The sequence below is a fragment of the Paeniglutamicibacter antarcticus genome, assembly GCF_039544305.1.
Lineage (GTDB): Bacteria > Actinomycetota > Actinomycetes > Actinomycetales > Micrococcaceae > Paeniglutamicibacter > Paeniglutamicibacter antarcticus_C.
On sequence record NZ_BAABLK010000029.1, the window covers coordinates 38,311 to 55,800 of the forward strand.

The following is a 17,490-nucleotide window of genomic DNA, read 5'->3' on the forward strand; positions in this document are numbered from 1 at the left end:
GCTCCGGGACGTTAGAACGCCGTAGGCTAGGACTAAGCATACGAAACGATCAAAGGGGTCCCCGTGAAGCCAGAACGTACTGCTCGAGACTTTGGAGGAAGTGTTGCCACCGGTGCAGAACAAGCACTGGATTGGGCCGCACCAAAGGTGGACAGCGCGGTTAAATGGGCCGTTCCGCGCCTGGAGAAGGGCATTGAGACCGCTTCCCCGAAGATCCAAGAGGGTTTGACCTGGGCTGCCCAGGAGCTCTCCGACACCGTTGCGAAGGTCAGTCCCATGATCCAGGATTCACTTGACCGCGTGGGGCCGCGGATTTCCGCCGCCATCGATGAGGCTACCCCGCGGGTCCAGAAAGCCGTCGACCGTGCAACTCCGGCGCTGAACGAGGCGATGGGCAAGGCCAGCCCCGCGTTCAACCACGCCCGCGACGTCGTGCTCAACGACTACTTGCCGACGGCTAATGAAAAGATCGGCAAGGCAGCCGACTACACCTCCCGCAAGCTTGACCAGGCCAAGGTCCCGGAGGCACTGCACCAGGTTTCCGAGAAGCTCAAGCCCAATGCCGAAACCGTCGCGCGTCTGCAGGACACCGCAACTGCAGCCGTCGACCACGTGAGCAAGGAGCTGCAAAAGGCGCAGAAGCCCGCCAAGAAGAAGAAGGGCTGGCTCATTGTTGCCATCATCGCCGCGGCCACGGCCGCCGGCGTGGCCGCGTGGCGCGCATCCAAGCCCATCGATGACCCCTGGAAAACGCCCACGCCCGTGGAGCCGACCACAGTGCGTGCCAGCGGTCCCGTAGAGGTACCGGTAAGCGTCGAGGAAGTAAGCGACGAAGTAGCATCGTCGGCAGCCGAGGCCAAGGCCCACGCTGCGAAGGCCACCGAGGACGCCAAGGAAGCAGTCGAGGAGGCCGCGGAGGCAGCCAAGGTAACCGTCTCCGAAACCAAGGAGAAGCTCTCCGAAGAGGCGGAGGAACTCTCAGAGTCCGCGGCCACAGCCAAGCACAAGGCCGAGGAATCCACCACGGATTCCACGCCTAAGCCGGGTCCGCGCAGCAAGAAGTAATTCACTTCTGGGCGCCCGTCGCGGGAGCCCCGAAGAAAAGCAGGTCAAGCAGGGCAGCAGCTGCCCCGTCGAGGTCTCCGGGAACCGGGGCGCGATGGATCAGTTGGTGCCCTGTTCCTTTGCCTGTTCGTCGGCTACGTCCTCGTCCATTATTGGATCATCGATGTCCACCGAGACAAGTGCTCGTGCTTGGGCGTGGCCTTGGCCGCGGACCACGAAAAACAGCCCCGCCAGGATGACGGTCAATCCCACGACCGTGCCGGCCGGCAGGACCTGGCCCAGGAACAATGAGGCCAGCAGGGCGGCCCCGGGGATTTCGAGCAGGATCAGCGTTGACACGGTCAACGGGCCAAGTGAGCTCAACAGGTGGTTCAAGGCCGAATGCCCGAGGACCTGTGAACACAATGCCAAAGCGATGATACCGATCCACCCGTTGAGGTTGAATCCCCAAATGGGGGCACCGGCAACCAAACACATCCCCAGCAACAAGACCGAGGTCATCCCGTAGCAAATCGTCGTGTAGGAACTGGTACTCATCGTTGCTCGCGCCTTGGACCCGGAAAGTGTATAGGCAGCGGCGAGGACCCCGCCGATAAGCGCGAAAGCGTCGCCCGTCAGTGCTTCGGAACCCGAACCGATGTCCAATCCGGTGATGACGATGACTCCGGTGAAGGCCAGCACGATGCCCAGCCCCACTCTCCAGCCATATTTGGTTCCGCGCAGGGACTGGAACATTGCGATCCATGCCGCCTGCAGGCACACCAACGCCGTGGCAGCTGCCACGGTGGTCATACGGATGGATGTCATGAAGAACGCGAAGTGCAGCGCCAGCGAGACAGCAGCCAGAGCGCTCCAGCCCCATTCCTGGCGGCGCAACCGGGCGAAAGTGCGTGGTTCGTTGACTAGCGCGGGAACGGCCATGACAGCGGTTCCTACGGCGTTGCGCCACAGTGCCATGGACAGTGCCGGTACGGCAGGGAACGCGGCGATGAGCGGTCCCGATGCGGCAACGCCTAGAACACCCACCAGGGCCAGAAGAAAGGTCACGATCCCACTGTATTGGCATTGTGCTCCGGGCGGATACATGCAAGGTATGCACGCGGCGTTGCCCGGGGCCACCAAAGCCGGTTTAAAACGAAAAAGGCCCGGAACCAGAGTTCCGGGCCTTTCGCTTCGGTGGAGACTAGGGGGGTCGAACCCCTGACCTGAAGCTTGCAAAGCTACCGCTCTACCAACTGAGCTAAGTCCCCGTATGAATTCAGGATACCTTATCGGTGCCCTGACTCCAGGTGGCCTTTTCGGCCGTAGATTCCTTGTACTTACGATATCCGACGAAGGTTGCGACTATTGCCGCAAACACCAGAAATTTCCGCATGGATATTTCCTTTCAGTTACCGCTCGGATGAGGGAATCCGTGGGCGTACCTGGACTTGAACCAGGGACCTCTTCGTTATCAGCGAAGCGCTCTAACCGCCTGAGCTATACGCCCTCTATGTTCCCGCCGGGAACGAGATAAAACTTTACCCGAGGAACTGCCCCGGAGACAAATCGGCCTTCGAAGCAACATTCCGGATGGGCTTCGAAGGCCGACTTTTGTTGTGTTTCCGCGAATTAATCGTCGGTGAGGGTCACGCCAATGCCGCCGACCAGGGTCGAGGAGAGGTTGTAGAGCACTGCGGCGAGCATCGAAAGCGCCGTGAGCAATACCACATTCACCACAGCGATGATGGTGGCGAACGAAGCGACCTGTCCCAGTGACGCGATCTTCATCAGGTCAAAACCGCTTTCCGAGCCGACGATCTCACCCAGGAGGTCGTTAACGGCCTTGAAGATGCCTGTCAGGTCGAGCACCGTCCAGAACACCACAGAAGCAACGACGGTCACGATGCCCAGGGCCACCGAAAGCAGGAACGCCATCTTCAGTACGGACCAGGGATCGACCTTGGAGACCAGCAGGCGGGCCTTGCGGACCTTGGCCTTGGGTGCCGGGCGCACCAGTTGGGGGTTCCCGGCGCCTGGGCGCGGAGCGCCCGCCTGGGGCTTCGCTCCCGCGGGGCGCGGCGCTCCTGCAGGACGCTGTGCGCCTGTGGGGGCCTGTCTTGGCGGTGCCGGACGGGTACCACCAGTGCCGCCGCCCGGGCGGGGCGTATTTGGGGTGCTCACGCGTTACCTCCGTCGTTGATGGCCTCGTCGTCGTGCCCAAGGTTTCCCTCGGTTCCTTCAAGGCTTTCATCACCTGGAAGGGCCCGGGAGGCCGGTTCTTGTGTCTTTTCCGCGTTCAACGGTACTTCATCTTCCTCGGGATTTACTCCCAGGCCGCGTTCGGTGTTCTTCGCCACGGCGATGATGCGGTCCTTCTTGTCTGGCTTGGCGAATATCACTCCCATGGTGTCGCGGCCCTTGGCCGGCACCTGCGAAACATCCGTGCGGACGACTTTGCCGCCCTGCATCACCACCAAGACCTCGTCCTCATCATGCACAATCAATGCCCCGACAAGGTTTCCGCGCTCTTCGGCAAGCTTGGCGACCTTGATGCCGATGCCGCCACGGGACTGAACCCGGTATTCGTCAACGGAGGTGCGCTTGGCGTAGCCACCCTCTGTGACGACAAACACATAGGAATTTTCCGTGACTACGTCGGCGGCGAGCAATTCGTCCTCTTCACGGAACTTCATGCCCGTCACGCCGGAGGTGGCACGGCCCATCGGGCGCAAAGCAGCATCGGTGGCCGTGAAGCGCACCGACTGTCCCTTGCGCGAGACCAGCATCATGTCATCCGTTTCGCTGACCAACTGCGCCGAGACGAGCTCGTCGCCCTCGCGTAGGTTGATCGCGATGACCCCGGCTGTGCGGTTGGTGTCATAGTCGGTCAGGCGGGTCTTCTTGACCAGACCGTTGCGGGTGGCCAGCACCAGGTACGGGGCGTCCTCGTAGGTACGCAGGTCAAGGACCTGGGCAATCTGCTCGTCGGGTTGGAAAGCCATCACGTTAGCCACATGCTGGCCCTTGGCGTCGCGTCCCGCCTCGGCCAGTTCGTAGCACTTGGAGCGGTACACGCGGCCGTGGTTGGTGAAGAAGAGCAGCCAGTTGTGCGTGGTGGTGACGAAGAAGTGCTCCACCACGTCGTCTCCGCGCAGCGCGGCACCCTTGATGCCTTTGCCGCCGCGGTGCTGCGTGCGGTAGTTATCGCTCCGGGTGCGCTTGACGTAGCCGCCGCGGGTGATCGTGACGACCATTTCCTCTTCAGGGATCAGGTCTTCGATGCTCATGTCGCCGTCGAAGCCCATCAGCACCTTGGTGCGGCGGTCATCACCGTGCTTGTCGACGATCTCACCCATTTCCTCGGAAATGATCGTGCGCTGACGCTGTGGATCTGCCAGGATCGACTGGTATTCGGCGATTTCCACCTCGAGCTCGGCATGGCGGACCTGGATCTTCTGGCGTTCCAGGGCGGCCAGGCGGCGCAACTGCATGTCCAGGATGGCCCGGGACTGCAGTTCATCGATGGAGAGCAGCTCCATCAGCCCGTCACGGGCTTCCTCGGTCGTCGATGAGCGACGGATCAACGCGATGACCTCGTCCAATGCATCCAGGGCCTTGAGCAGTCCGCGCAGGATGTGCGCTTCCTCCTCTGCCTTGCGCAGGCGGTAGGCCGTGCGCCGGGCAATGACTTCCATCTGGTGGGCCACCCAGTGGCGGATGAAGGCATCGAGGGAGAGTGTGCGGGGCACCCCGTCGACGATCGCGAGCATGTTCGCGGAGAAATTTTCCTGCAGCTGCGTGTGCTTGTAGAGGTTGTTCAGCACGACCTTGGCCACGGCATCGCGCTTGAGCACGATCACCAGGCGCTGACCGGTGCGGCCTGATGTTTCATCGCGCAGATCCGCGATTCCCGAGACCTTGCCGTCCTTGACCAGTTCGGCGATCTTCACCGCGAGGTTGTCCGGGTTCGCCTGGTAGGGCAGCTCGGTGACGACCAGGCAGGTGCGCCCCTGGAGTTCCTCGACGCTGACCACCGCACGCATGGTGATCGATCCGCGGCCGGTTCGGTAGGCATCGGAAATCCCCTTGGTGCCAAGGATCACCGCGCCGGTGGGGAAGTCGGGGCCCTTGATGCGCAGCATCAATTCCTCGAGCAGTTCCTCGCGGCCGGCTTCCGGGTTTTCCAGGTACCACTGGACGCCGGCGGCGACCTCGCGCAGGTTGTGCGGGGGAATGTTGGTGGCCATGCCCACGGCGATGCCGGAGGAACCATTGACCAACAGGTTCGGGAAACGCGCCGGCAGGATCGTGGGTTCCTGGTTCTTACCGTCGTAGTTGTCCTGGAAGTCGACCGTGTCCTCGTTGATGTCGCGGACCATTTCCATGGCCAGCTGGGACATCTTGGTCTCGGTGTAACGCGGGGCTGCGGCGCCGTCGTTGCCGGGGGACCCGAAGTTGCCTTGGCCCAGGGCCAGCGGGTAACGCATGGTCCAGTCCTGGATCAGGCGTACAAGCGCATCGTAGATGGCAGTGTCACCGTGCGGGTGGTACTGGCCCATGACCTCGCCGACCACGCGCGCACACTTGTTGTATGAACGGTCCGGGCGGTAGCCACCGTCGTACATCGCGTAGATCACGCGGCGGTGCACCGGCTTCAGGCCATCGCGCACATCCGGCAGCGCACGTCCCACGATGACCGCCATGGCGTAATCAAGGTAGGAGCGCTGCATTTCAGTCTGCAGGTCGATCTGTTCGATCTTGTCGACGCCGAGGTTGATCGGCGCCGCATCATCGATCACCGAACCCTCGATGGGTTCGTCGTTGCCGGCTTTGTTGTCCTGCGGGTTCTCGGGAGTCTGATCGCTCATCGATTTCTTCCTCTAGTCAAAGTTCTAAGTAGTAAGACGCGTGGGTGGGCGGTACCGGACTAGATGTCCAGGAAGCGCACGTCCTTGGCGTTTTGCTGGATAAAGTTTCGACGTGATTCGACGTCCTCGCCCATCAGCACGGAGAAGATCTGGTCGGCGGCTGCAGCGTCTTCCATAGTGATCTGGCGCAGCGTACGGTGCTCCGGGTCCATGGTGGTGTCCCACAGTTCCGAGTAATCCATCTCGCCCAAGCCCTTGTAGCGCTGGATGCCGTTTTCCTTGGGCAGGCGCTTGGACTTGGCGGCACCGGCGGTCAGCGACTCGTCGCGTTCCCGATCCGAGTACACATATTCGTGGGGGGAGTTGGACCACTTGATGCGGTACAGCGGAGGCTGGGCGAGGTAGACGTAGCCGTTTTCGATCAGCGGGCGCATGAAGCGGAAGAGCAGGGTCAACAGCAGCGTGGTGATGTGCTGGCCATCGACGTCGGCATCGGCCATCAGCACTATTTTGTGATAGCGCAGCTTGGCCATGTCGAATTCCTCGCCTATGCCGGTGCCGAAGGCAGTGATCATCGCCTGGACCTCCGCATTGCCCAGCGCGCGATCCAGCCGGGCACGTTCCACATTCAGGATCTTCCCGCGCAGCGGCAGGATGGCCTGGGTGTGAGGGTTGCGTCCGCGCTTGGCGGAGCCGCCTGCGGAGTCGCCCTCTACGATGAAGACCTCGCACTCGGCGGGGTTCTTCGAGGAGCAGTCCGAGAGCTTGCCGGGCATGCCGAAGGATTCCAGCGGCGACTTGCGGCGCGCGTTGTCGCGGGCCTTGCGTGCGGCCATGCGCGCCTGGGAGGCCAGTTGGGCCTTGCGGATGATGTCCCGTGCGGTGTTGGGGTTGCGCTCGAGCCAGTCGCCGAGCTCATCGTTGACAACGCCCTGAACGAAGCCCTTGGCCATCGAGTTGCCCAGCTTGGTCTTGGTCTGACCCTCAAACTGCGGTTCGGCGAGTTTCACAGAGATCACCGCGGTCAATCCCTCACGGATGTCATCGCCGGTGAGGTTGTCGTCCTTTTCTCGCAGGATCGTTTTCTCGCGCGCATAGCGGTTGATCAACGAGGTCATGGCTGCGCGGAAGCCCTCTTCGTGGGTGCCGCCCTCATGGGTGTTGATGGTGTTGGCGTAGGTGTGCACCGACTCCGAGTAGGAGTTGGTCCACTGCATGGCAACTTCCACGCTGATGCCCTTGGAGGTGTCCTCCGATTCGAAGGCGATGACGTCCTCGTGGACCAGTTCGACCTTTTTGGCCGAGTTTAGGTGCTTGACATAGTCCAGCAGCCCGTCCTTGTAAAGGTAGTCCACCACGCGGTGCTTGGGGGCGTCATCGTCATTATCCTCGATGACCTCGGCGGCGATCTCGTCGCCTTCGGTGTCCATAGTGCGCTCGTCGGTGAGCGTGATGTGCAGGCCCTTGTTCAGGAATGCCATCTGCTGGAAGCGAGCGCGCAGGGTCTCGAAATCGAAGTGGGTCGAATCGAAGATGCCTGCATCCGGGTAGAACGTCTGGATGGTTCCCGTGGCATCGGAGTCCTCGCCCTTGACCAAGGTGCCCTGCGGCTTGCCGCCGTTGGCGAAGGACATCCGCCAGACGCTGCCCTGGCGCCTGATCTCGGTATCGACCCGGGAGGAGAGTGCGTTGACGACGGAGATGCCCACACCGTGCAAGCCGCCGGAGACCGCGTAGCCGCCACCACCAAATTTGCCGCCGGCGTGCAGGATGGTCATGACGACCTCGACGGTGGGCTTGCCCTCCGTGGGGTGGATATCCACGGGAATGCCACGGCCGTTGTCCTCAACGCGGACTCCGCCGTCTTCGCGCAGGGTGATCTTGATGTGATCGCAATGCCCGGCCAGGGCCTCATCCACGGAGTTATCCACGACTTCGTAGACCAGGTGGTGCAGTCCGCGCAATGCCGTGGAGCCGATATACATGCCCGGACGCTTGCGCACCGCTTCAAGGCCCTCGAGCACCGTGATGTCCTGGGCGCCGTAGGTGTGCTCCACCCGACCGCTGACGTGCTCTTCTACGGGTTGCGCTGTGGGGGATTCACCTGCCTCGAGGGAATCGTTTGGCTCCTGGGGTGTGGTGTTATCGGTAGACACAGGTGCTACAGACTCCTCAAACAGTGGAAGGCCGGACACCGAAGGTGTCCGATCATGAACCGATGTCTTGCCGCTTGGACAAAACACCTTCATCAATTCTACCGCGTAACACCAATTTAATCGGACATTGACCAGCAGCAACATAGGTCTAATAGCCGCCAAGCATACTTAGGAGCCATTAATGCCGACTCGTCTGGGGGGCTATGTGCTTTGCGAGCTCTGAGCGCACCAGCGGGCCAGCTACGCGTTTTTGTTTCGCTACCCATAGGTGTCGCGCGGGCCGCGGCCCTTTACCGAGCGTCCACCGTGCCTCCAGGTGGGTGCCGCCGGACCCAGCACCCGAATCACGGTGATCACTCCTTGGCCCAGTTCCTTGTCGAAATGCTTAAGCAATTCGTGCGAAAGCAAGCGCACCTGGGTGGCCCAGGTCGTGGAGTCGCACCGCACCACCACGGTGGAGTCCTCAAAGGATTCCGGGATGCAATGCTGTGCGATCTGGGGTCCCACCAGTTCGCTCCAGCGCGACAGCACCGATCCCACGGCAACAGGTGCGCTCCAACCGCGGTCCCGGACAATCTTGCCGAAGAGGTTGCCGATCTCCTGGGGATCGCGTCCGTCGGTGTATTTCGCCGGTGCGGAGGAGGCACGCCTTCGCGTCTTGCGCGCAGCGGCGTTCTCCTCGAACCTTGCCGCTTTCGCGGCATCGATTCTTGCCTCGCCACGGCTGACTGCCGATTCGCGCATGCGGTTGAGTATCGCGCGGGTGGCATCGAGCGCTTCCGGGGCGTGCGGATCCTTCTCTTCGCTCACGTGCTCACCACCCCGGGGCTAACCTTCAGGAAGGCACCGCCTAGCTCTGCGGGCACATCCGAGGCCACGGCGGCGGTGACTATCACTTGGTCGGCACCGGCAACTATGGTGGCCAACCGCGTACGCCTAGTTGCATCGAGTTCGGCAAAAACATCATCGAGGATCAAGATCGGTCCGGCTCCGGGACGAGGATCATCCTCGCCCAGGACCTTGTAGGCAGCCAGCCGCAAGGCCAAGGCAAATGACCAGGTCTCTCCGTGGCTGGCATATCCCTTGGCCGGGGCATTACCCAAGGTCAGCAGGACATCATCACGATGGGGTCCGACAAGGGTGATGCCGCGTTCAAGTTCCTTGTCACGGTTCTTCAACAGGGCCGCAAGGAACATTTCCTCGAGTTCCCGGATTCCGGCATCGAGCAGGGTTGCAGGGGCGACTTGGGCCGGATGGTCTTGGACGGTCGAGAAACCGTTTGTGGGTTCCTCGTCCTCGGGATCTATCACGACCGTTGATTGGTAGTAGGCGCGTGCTTCCTTGTTGGCGTCGGCCAACGAGGCATAGGCAGCGCCCATGTAGGGCGAGAGCAGGCTCAGGACCTCAAGGCGGCCGCGCAGCACCCGTGCGCCGGCTCGGGCCAGATGCGTATCCCACACATCCAGTGTGGCTTCACGCGTTGTGGAGAGCTTGCTGCCGGCACGGGCCGACTTCAGCAACGCGTTGCGTTGTTTCAGGACCCGTTCGTAGTCCCCTCGGGTTGCCGCCTCGCCAGGACGCAGGATGACCAGCAGTTCATCCAGGAAACGGCGTCTGTTCGAGGGGTCTCCCTTGACCAAGGAAAGGTCTTCGGGGGCAAAAAGAACCGTACGCACGATGCCGAGGATATCGCGGGCCCTCACCGGGTTTGCGCGATTTATACGGGCTCGGTTTGCCTTGCCGGCAGTGATTTCCACTTCGAGGGTGGTCACTAGTCTTGCCCGCTGGACCCGTGCACGAACCAGGGCGCGATCGGTGCCGAAGCGCAATAACGGTGCGTCGTTGGTGACCCGATGCGAAGAAAGCGTTGCCAGGTAACCGATGGCTTCGACGATGTTGGTCTTTCCAACGCCGTTTGCACCTATCAGGACATTGGTGCCAGGTCCGAGCTCGACATCGGCTTGCGCATACGAGCGAAAGTCGGTGAGAGAGACATGTGAGATGTACACCTAAACGTCCTGCGATGGGATCGAGGGGCGCAATGCCATCGATCGGGTAACAGAGAATTGGCGGAAAACGCCAAGTGAAGTTGTGTTCGGCCGCTCCGATTGGAGCGGTCGTGGAGCAGCCGAACACGAGGTTGCGCCGGTGAGGAAAACAGTGCCTTCCCCCGCAGTCAACCTAATTGGGCAAGTTTGGTAGCCGCACCGGCATGACGAGGTATCGATATTCGTCGCTGTCCTGGCCGTCCAGGGAGGACTGCGCCGTCATCATGGCGGGTTTCGGCGCACTCGTGAACGAGAAGCGCACGAATTCGCTGGTGAACGCGTTCAGTCCCTCGCTGAGGTAGGCGGGGTTGAATGCGACGGTGATCTCATCACCGTCGATCTGCGCTTCGATGGATTCCTCAGCCTGGGCGTCCTCACCGGTTCCGGCATCGAGTGAGAGCTGGCCTCCGGCGAAAGAGAGCCGAACCGGGGTGTTGCGCTCGGCAACAACCGCCACACGACGTACCGCTTCCATGAGCTCGGAGGTACGCACCGTGGCGTGGATCGGTGTGTTCTCGGGGAACAAGGACCGGATCTTCGGGTAATCACCGTCGACGAGCAACGATGTGGTTCGGCGGTTTCCGCTTTCGAAACCAATCAGCTCGTTGCCTTGGCCAAGGGCGATCTTCAGTTCGCCTGCAGAGCCTAGCGTTTTGGCAACTTCGTTCAGGGTCTTGGCCTTGACCAACGCCGAAGTGGAAATGCCTGGCTGGGACGGCTTCCAGTGAACTTCGCGCATGGCCAGACGGTAACGGTCTGTAGCCAGGAAAGTGATCAGGTCATCTTCAATTTCCATCTTGACACCGGTAAGGATCGGCAAGGTGTCGTCTTTGGACGCGGCCACGATGACCTGGTTGATTGCGTGCGCAAAAGCCTCGCCGTCAACTACGCCGGTTACCTCGGGAAGAACTGGAAGTTCCGGGTACTCCGCTACGGGCATGGTTGCCAAATGGAATCGGCTTCTCCCGCAAGTCAGAGTGACCTTGGTTCCGTCCGTCTCGATGACGGCAGTCGCATTTGGAAGGCTCCGGCAAATTTCGGCCAGCAATCGGCCTGAAACGAGAATCGTCCCCTCGGCGGCAACGTCGGCTGCGATCTCAAGGTGAGCAGAAATTTCGTAGTCAAAACCGGCGAGTGAAACCGTGCTGTTTTTCGCGGTGATGAGGATGCCTGAAAGCACCGGTGAAGGCGGTCGCTGGGATAGTGAACGGGCGGTCCAGGATACGGCTTCGGCCAATACATCCTTTTCAACGCTGAACTTCACGAAGTGGTCCGCCTTTCAGGACGAAGTCGACAGTAAATGACTTAAAACAAGAGTAGCGGGCGAAGAAAAATCAAACACACGCGATGCGAAGAGCGAGATGCATTTGCCTGCCTGCTGCGTGAACCGACTGCTTTGGTCGGCAACACATAGGACACAGCCCTCAAGCATACCGGCTTTGGGAACCACAAAAACATGGTTCTTGACGGAATGTACGGATATAAGGCGGGATGCAGAGAATCCCAGTTCATCAGGGCACTGAGGAACACCGGGTTTGGTTTATCAGGGGACTACCAAGAGGGACTTCTTTGGAATTGCAATGGCCGGCAGAACAGCCATGCACGAGCAGCAGTTCGGAACCTGCGTTTTTACCCTTCTACGAACGAGCCTTTGGTTGGTTTGTGAATGGCTAAACAGAAGGGTGAGCAAACCCGGCTTACTAGGAATCGCTGTCGATTCGTATTGCGTGACGGCTTAGGTTCTCTGGAGCGAAGTGTTTGTCGTGCTGGTGTTGAGGATCTATGAACTAGGGCCAGAACCATTGCCACGGTGTAACGCCGTTTGGAACGGTCGGTGGGGTGGTGAAAGAAGACTTTTGGAATGCGGGAGCGCTTTCAGGAAGCGGTAGTTGTGGCCACCGTTCAAGTGGCGATCCCCTGAGAATCAAACGACGTTCATTGGACTGAATCGGCGGTTTCGGAGCGAGTGGACTTGTTATCTGGATTAATAAGAAAGATGGGATTAGTAGTGTTAATAACCCCTGTGGATACTGTGGATAAGTGCCTAGGGGTGCGGGAATGAACCAATTATGCATGTGCACAACATGTGACTGGGGGTGGTACTCAGTGTCATGGACCAGTGGATAACTTTCCGCGCGGTTAAAAGGATCCACAGGTAGCCCTGTAGTTATCCGCAGGAAAACCCAGTCGTCCACTTAATGATCCACAGGTTTATCCACACCTGTGGTTATTAGGCTTTTAGAGGGCTACCCTTCTCGCTGCCGCTGCTTGATTCGGTTGGTCAGCTCGGTTACCTGGTTGAAAATCGCACGTCGTTCGGCCATGAGTTCTCGGATCTTGCGATCCGCGTGGATGACTGTGGTGTGATCGCGGCCTCCAAGTTCCTGACCAATTTTCGGCAACGACATATCGGTGAGTTCACGAAGAAGGTACATGGCGATTTGGCGTGCCGTTACCAGAGTCCTTGTTCTTGACTTGCTGGTGAGCTCCTCGATCGTCAGATTAAAATACTCGGCGGTCTGGGCAACGATGGTTGCCGGAGTTATCTCCTGGGCACCTTCATCGGTGATCAAATCCTTCAGGACGGTCTCAGCCAGACTCATGTCGACCGTCTGGTTATTGAGCGAAGCGAAAGCCGTGACGCGAATGAGCGCGCCCTCGAGTTCGCGGATATTCGTCGAGATCTTTGAAGCGATGTATTCCATGACTTCATCAGGAGCGGAGAGATTCTCGGCCGTGGCCTTCTTGCGCAGAATGGCAATGCGGGTTTCAAGCTCGGGAGGCTGGATATCGGTAAGCAGGCCCCACTCGAAGCGTGAACGCATACGATCTTCAAACCCGGATAGCTGCTTGGGCGGAAGGTCAGAGGTGATGACAACCTGTTTGTTGTGGTTGTGGAGTGCATTGAATGTGTGGAAGAACTCTTCCTGGGTGGCATCCTTGTTGGCCAAGAACTGGATGTCATCGATCAGCAGGATATCCACGTTCCGATAGGTTTGCTTGAAACTTGCACCCTCGTCATCACGAATCGAATTGATGAAATCGTTAGTGAATTCTTCCGAATTCACATAACGAACGCGAATACCGTTGTAGAGGTGCCGTGCATAGTGCCCGATTGCGTGGAGGAGGTGAGTCTTGCCCAGACCGGAGTCCCCATAGATGAACAAGGGGTTGTAGGCCTTGGCCGGCGCCTCGGCGACCGCGACAGCTGCTGCGTGTGCGAAGCGGTTCGAAGAACCAATCACGAAGGTATCGAAGATGTACTTCGGGTTTAGGCGGCCGAATTCCTGGGAGTTCGAAGGGGGCGAAGGCTGGGGAAGAACATCGCTGATACGCGCTTTGGGGACCGGTGGCAGCTCGACCGGGGGAACAGGCGCTTCTTCCGGAAGAAGATCAGAGTCAATACTGAATGCACAACGAATATCCGACTGGAAAACGAGTTTCAGCGATTGCTCAAGAGGGTCCTTGAGCTGGGTTTGAAGAACATCACGAGTCAACTCGTTGGGTACTGCTAGCAAGAGCGTAGTTCCGATGAGTCCCTGGGGTTGCGCCAAGGCAGCGAATGCACGTTGTCGGGGAGTCACCCGGTCATCTTGTTCGATATGGCGAACTACCTGGCGCCAGGCACTGCCGACACTGTTGGTCTCGTCCGTGCTCACAATCAAGGCCCCTTCGTTCTGTTACATCGACCAAACGGGCGACGAATGGGGTTCCCAGCTACTGAACCCAACGGAATGATTCTAGCTCTCATCCACAGCGTTATGCACAGACAGTGGATAACTTGAGGTGGATAACTCTTGGAAGCTTGCAAACCGTCGGAATTACAAGTAGGGATTGAGATCCAGGACATGGGAATTAACCCATGGAACTAGGGTGGAACGAGACTTATCCACCGAACTATCCACAAGCTCTAGACACATTGAGGCAAGGGTGTGAGCTGGTCTCCGAAACGTCCAATTTGACGTGCCTTCACTTCCACCCCTATCGTTGTGTAGTCCTATGTGTGCACTTTTGGCACTGTGAGGTATCTTCGAGAATCTCTTGATTGATCGAAAGTACGGAACAGTCCTCGAGGCCCACCTGAATACGAGCGTCAGCCTGTTCTTCCGTACTTAGTAGCAACGGGCAAGGCGCATCACATGATCGTCTTGGAGTTACTACCGTGAGCAAGCGGACTTTTCAGCCGAATAACCGTCGTCGTGCCAAGAAGCACGGTTTCCGACTTCGTATGCGTACCCGTGCAGGCCGTGCCATTCTGGCAACCCGCCGCACCAAGGGCCGCAGCGAACTTTCTGCATAACCATTAAGCACTATTTTCCTGAACTAGCGCAGGTAATCGTGGGTTCTTTGTTTTTTAGACTCGACGCGTGACGTCGTGTTGCCAAAGAATCAACGATTGCGTCTATCACAGGATTTTACAGCCACTGTACGTTCCGGCGCCCGAACTGGGCGCCGGAACGTAGTGCTATATGCACGGGTTCGTTCTGAAGAACCCCAGGGCAATAATCGTTTTGGTTTCATCGTTTCCAAGGCCGTTGGCAATGCCGTGCACCGCAATGTCGTCAAACGACGAATGCGGGCTCTGGCCGCGCAGTTTACTGCGGACGCCACCGGTCTCGATGTCGTGGTCCGGGCTTTGCCTGGTTCTGCAGACATCAACTGGGACGAACTGAGCCAACAAGTCCGATCCGCGCTTGGGTCTGTTCTGCAAAAGGCAAGGACCAAGCATGAAAAAGGACTCTAGGCCAAGAAACGGAATTCTTTGGTTCTTGATCGATATACCGAGGAACCTGATCATCGGTTTTCTCATGGTCTATCGGAAGATCATTTCGCCGATTTACGGCGATGTTTGTCGCTATTTCCCTAGCTGCTCGGCCTATGGCCTTGAAGCGGTTACGGTACACGGTGCAGTTAAAGGCATCGGGCTAAGCGTCTGGCGCGTCTTAAGATGTAATCCGTTTAGTCATGGTGGGATCGATTACGTTCCCGAAGGCCGGCGGATTTGGCCAGAAGGCAAGACCCCCAAGATCATGGTGTTGAATCATCCTCCGATTCCCGCCGACGAAGATGCCGCAGACGCGGCCTGAGGAGCATGACCGGTAATGAACTTTATTGACTCGATTCTGACCCCGTTTCGGTATGTAGTCTCATGGATCCTCTGGGCCTTCCATGAACTGTTCGGCCTCATTGGTATGGATCCCAGCTCCGGTTGGACATGGACGCTGTCCATCATCTTCCTGGTGATGTTGATTCGTACCGCTCTGATCCCGGTGTTCGTCAAACAGATCAAGGCGCAGCGCGCCATGCAAGCGCTACAGCCGGACCTGCGCAAGCTCCAGGCCAAGTACAAGGGCAAGAAAGACCAGCTTTCGCAGCAGGCCATGATCGCTGAACAGCGCGCGTTGTTCAAAAAGCACAAGACCAATCCGCTGTCTTCCTGCTTGCCAATGCTCATTCAGATGCCGTTCTTCTTTGCCCTCTTCCGTGTTCTGAACAGTGCCTCACAAGCAAGCCAGGCTGGCGAAGGCGTCGGCAAGCTATCTGCGGAATCCATCCGCAGTTTTGACCAGTCTTCGATTTTCGGTGCAAGGCTTTCGGAGACGTTCTTGGGGACGATCAACTCCGACGGTCCAATCAACGTTGCAGTGATCATCGTTGCCATAATCATGATTCTGGCTATGACTGGTTCGCAGTTCATTACTCAGAAGCAGATCATGACCAAGAACATGACGAAGGAGGCCCTTGAAGGCCCCTTCATGAAGCAGCAGAAGATGATGCTTTACATCCTTCCGCTGGTCTTCGGCATTGGCGGCATCAACTTCCCCATCGGTGTGTTAATCTACTGGACAGCCACCAACCTGTGGACCCTTGGTCAGCAGTTTTACGTTATTCGCAACAACCCGACTCCGGGTTCGCAGGCCGAACGTGAACTCAACGAGCGTCGCGCAGCCAAGGGACTTCCGCCCATCGGTCAGAAAAAGGCCGATGAAGCTGCAGCAGAGGTAATTGTTGAAGAACCAAAGGTGCAACGCGTCCAGCCACAGCGCAAAAACAGGAAGAAGAAGTAGCCATGAGCCATGTTGAGCAAAGTGACGCTATCGAAACCGCAACGCCGGATGAGGAAACAGAAATCCCCGATGTTGCCAGCAGCATCGAGGAAGAAGGCGATATCGCCGCCGACTACCTTGAGGAACTGCTTGATATCGCTGACCTCGACGGCGACATCGATATTGAAGTCCGTGGTGGACGCACGTATATCTCGATCGCGGGGGAACCAGAGGACGGGGCCTCCTTGCGTCGCCTAATCGGTTCCAAAGGCGAGGTATTGGACGCCTTGCAGGAATTGACAAGGCTGGCTGTACTGACCGCGACAGGTAGCCGCTCACGACTGGTTTTGGACATCACAGGGTACCGCCAAGGGCGTGCCGGAGATCTTAAGCGAATTGCCAAGGAAGCCGCTGCCAAGGTTAAGGCCAGCGGAGAAGATGTTCCCCTTGATGCCATGAGTGCTTACGAGCGCAAGCTGGTACACGATTTCGTTGCAGAATTGGGAATGCACAGTGAGTCCTCGGGTGAAGGTCCCCGACGCCATATTGTCGTTTCCCACGGCGACTCCTAAGCACGCAACTAAGGAACCTCAAGCTATGAGCAACGAAGTAGAACTGACCGCAGAAGAGAGCCGCGCTGCACAGGCGGTGTTCAGCGACCGCCTGGGGTTGGCTGAACGCTACGTCCAGCATCTGGCCACTACAGGTATGGAACGTGGCCTGCTGGGGCCGCGTGAGGTCCCACGGCTGTGGTCCCGGCATGTCCTGAACTGCGCTGTCGTTGCCAACCTAATCGACCAGGGTGCCCATGTCGCCGATGTCGGCAGTGGAGCAGGGCTCCCAGGCTTGACCTTTGCCCTGGCTAGGTCCGACCTAAAGCTGACTTTGATCGAGCCTCTTGAACGTCGTTGCATCTGGTTGAACGAAGTTGTTGAGGACTTAGGACTCGAAAACGTCACTGTGTTGCGAGGCCGGGCCGAGCAGGTCGTGGACCAAGTTAACGCGGACTTCGCAACCGCGCGCGCAGTTTCCGCCTTGACGAATCTGGCCGGACTTACCATTCCGTTGTTGCACGGCAAGGGAACGGTCTTGGCTATCAAGGGTCGGTCAGCAGCCGAAGAAGTAGAAAAGGCTACTAAGGTGATTCGTCGTCTTGGTGGAACCCGTACTGATGTCGTGACGGTCGGGGAAGAGATTTTGAGCGAACCGACGACCGTGGTGCGTATCCACGTAGGCTGAGGCAATCGCGATAGGCTGTATCAGGTGGTTTGGTATCACCTGTTGAGTTAGTAGAGAGAACCGTATTGAAGCGTAACGTTAACAA

Annotated in this window: 16 protein-coding genes and 2 tRNA genes; 7 read left to right on the forward strand and 11 right to left on the reverse strand. The window is 58.7% G+C overall.

Features of this window, described 5'->3' with window-relative positions; translation table 11 throughout:
• The first annotated feature begins 63 nt into the window (after positions 1–63).
• Positions 64–1,065, forward strand: a complete 1,002-nt coding sequence (locus ABEA12_RS10390; RefSeq protein WP_210102291.1) for a hypothetical protein — start codon at positions 64–66, stop codon at positions 1,063–1,065.
• A 99-nt stretch (positions 1,066–1,164) separates the two neighbouring features.
• Here ABEA12_RS10390 and ABEA12_RS10395 read toward each other — a convergent pair whose 3' ends face one another.
• The 11 genes from ABEA12_RS10395 to dnaA all read right to left on the reverse strand — a co-directional run bounded on the left by ABEA12_RS10395 (position 1,165) and on the right by dnaA (position 13,778).
• A complete protein-coding gene (locus ABEA12_RS10395; protein WP_210102292.1) occupies positions 1,165–2,112 on the reverse strand; it encodes a DMT family transporter in 948 nt (315 codons plus the stop codon).
• A 130-nt stretch (positions 2,113–2,242) separates the two neighbouring features.
• A tRNA-Ala gene (locus ABEA12_RS10400) sits at positions 2,243–2,315 on the reverse strand.
• 8 nt (positions 2,316–2,323) lie between these two features.
• The gene (locus tag ABEA12_RS10405) at positions 2,324–2,440 is read right to left on the reverse strand and encodes a DLW-39 family protein (protein WP_210102293.1); all 117 of its coding nucleotides are present in this window, start codon (positions 2,438–2,440) and stop codon (positions 2,324–2,326) included.
• A gap of 40 nt (positions 2,441–2,480) precedes the next feature.
• Positions 2,481–2,554, reverse strand: a tRNA-Ile gene (locus ABEA12_RS10410).
• 122 nt (positions 2,555–2,676) lie between these two features.
• The gene (locus ABEA12_RS10415; RefSeq protein WP_210102294.1) at positions 2,677–3,228 is read right to left on the reverse strand and encodes a DUF3566 domain-containing protein; all 552 of its coding nucleotides are present in this window, start codon (positions 3,226–3,228) and stop codon (positions 2,677–2,679) included.
• A complete protein-coding gene (gene gyrA / locus ABEA12_RS10420; protein WP_210102295.1) occupies positions 3,225–5,915 on the reverse strand; it encodes a DNA gyrase subunit A in 2,691 nt (896 codons plus the stop codon). The genes ABEA12_RS10415 and gyrA overlap by 4 nt, the downstream gene beginning before the upstream one ends.
• Positions 5,916–5,974: 59 nt before the next feature.
• Positions 5,975–7,972: a DNA topoisomerase (ATP-hydrolyzing) subunit B gene (gyrB, locus tag ABEA12_RS10425; protein WP_210102709.1), complete on the reverse strand. Its 1,998-nt coding sequence runs from the start codon at positions 7,970–7,972 to the stop codon at positions 5,975–5,977.
• A gap of 357 nt (positions 7,973–8,329) precedes the next feature.
• On the reverse strand, positions 8,330–8,881 hold the full coding sequence (locus tag ABEA12_RS10430) for a DciA family protein (RefSeq protein WP_210102296.1): 552 nt from the start codon (positions 8,879–8,881) through the stop codon (positions 8,330–8,332).
• Positions 8,878–10,080, reverse strand: a complete 1,203-nt coding sequence (recF, locus tag ABEA12_RS10435) for a DNA replication/repair protein RecF (protein ID WP_210102297.1) — start codon at positions 10,078–10,080, stop codon at positions 8,878–8,880. The genes ABEA12_RS10430 and recF overlap by 4 nt, the downstream gene beginning before the upstream one ends.
• Before the next feature lie 172 nt (positions 10,081–10,252).
• Complete coding sequence (dnaN, locus tag ABEA12_RS10440) at positions 10,253–11,383, reverse strand: DNA polymerase III subunit beta (protein ID WP_210102298.1); 1,131 nt, start codon at positions 11,381–11,383, stop codon at positions 10,253–10,255.
• 982 nt (positions 11,384–12,365) lie between these two features.
• The gene (gene dnaA / locus ABEA12_RS10445) at positions 12,366–13,778 is read right to left on the reverse strand and encodes a chromosomal replication initiator protein DnaA (protein ID WP_210102299.1); all 1,413 of its coding nucleotides are present in this window, start codon (positions 13,776–13,778) and stop codon (positions 12,366–12,368) included.
• A gap of 503 nt (positions 13,779–14,281) precedes the next feature.
• Here dnaA and rpmH point away from each other — a divergent pair.
• From rpmH to rsmG, 6 genes are all read left to right on the forward strand, one after another.
• Positions 14,282–14,419 (forward strand): 50S ribosomal protein L34, encoded by a 138-nt coding sequence (gene rpmH / locus ABEA12_RS10450; protein WP_210102300.1) that lies wholly within the window; start codon positions 14,282–14,284, stop codon positions 14,417–14,419.
• A 75-nt stretch (positions 14,420–14,494) separates the two neighbouring features.
• Positions 14,495–14,863, forward strand: a complete 369-nt coding sequence (rnpA, locus tag ABEA12_RS10455; RefSeq protein WP_210102301.1) for a ribonuclease P protein component — start codon at positions 14,495–14,497, stop codon at positions 14,861–14,863.
• Positions 14,847–15,206 (forward strand): membrane protein insertion efficiency factor YidD, encoded by a 360-nt coding sequence (gene yidD / locus ABEA12_RS10460; protein ID WP_210102302.1) that lies wholly within the window; start codon positions 14,847–14,849, stop codon positions 15,204–15,206. Before rnpA ends, yidD begins: the two co-directional genes overlap by 17 nt.
• 15 nt (positions 15,207–15,221) lie before the next feature.
• Entirely contained in the window at positions 15,222–16,187 is a 966-nt protein-coding gene (gene yidC / locus ABEA12_RS10465) for a membrane protein insertase YidC (RefSeq protein ID WP_210102303.1), read from the forward strand.
• A 2-nt stretch (positions 16,188–16,189) separates the two neighbouring features.
• The gene (locus ABEA12_RS10470) at positions 16,190–16,738 is read left to right on the forward strand and encodes a Jag family protein (RefSeq protein WP_210102304.1); all 549 of its coding nucleotides are present in this window, start codon (positions 16,190–16,192) and stop codon (positions 16,736–16,738) included.
• Positions 16,739–16,763: 25 nt separating this feature from the next.
• Entirely contained in the window at positions 16,764–17,405 is a 642-nt protein-coding gene (rsmG, locus tag ABEA12_RS10475) for a 16S rRNA (guanine(527)-N(7))-methyltransferase RsmG (protein WP_210102305.1), read from the forward strand.
• Positions 17,406–17,490 lie beyond the last annotated feature (85 nt).

Coding starts and splice junctions, on each gene's coding strand:
- yidD (WP_210102302.1), top strand. CDS start 14,847: ATGAAAAAGGACTCTAGGCCAAGAAACGGAATTCTTTGGTTCTTGATC.
- ABEA12_RS10470 (WP_210102304.1), top strand. CDS start 16,190: ATGAGCCATGTTGAGCAAAGTGACGCTATCGAAACCGCAACGCCGGAT.
- gyrA (WP_210102295.1), bottom strand. CDS start 5,915: ATGAGCGATCAGACTCCCGAGAACCCGCAGGACAACAAAGCCGGCAAC.
- yidC (WP_210102303.1), top strand. CDS start 15,222: ATGAACTTTATTGACTCGATTCTGACCCCGTTTCGGTATGTAGTCTCA.
- rsmG (WP_210102305.1), top strand. CDS start 16,764: ATGAGCAACGAAGTAGAACTGACCGCAGAAGAGAGCCGCGCTGCACAG.
- ABEA12_RS10405 (WP_210102293.1), bottom strand. CDS start 2,440: ATGCGGAAATTTCTGGTGTTTGCGGCAATAGTCGCAACCTTCGTCGGA.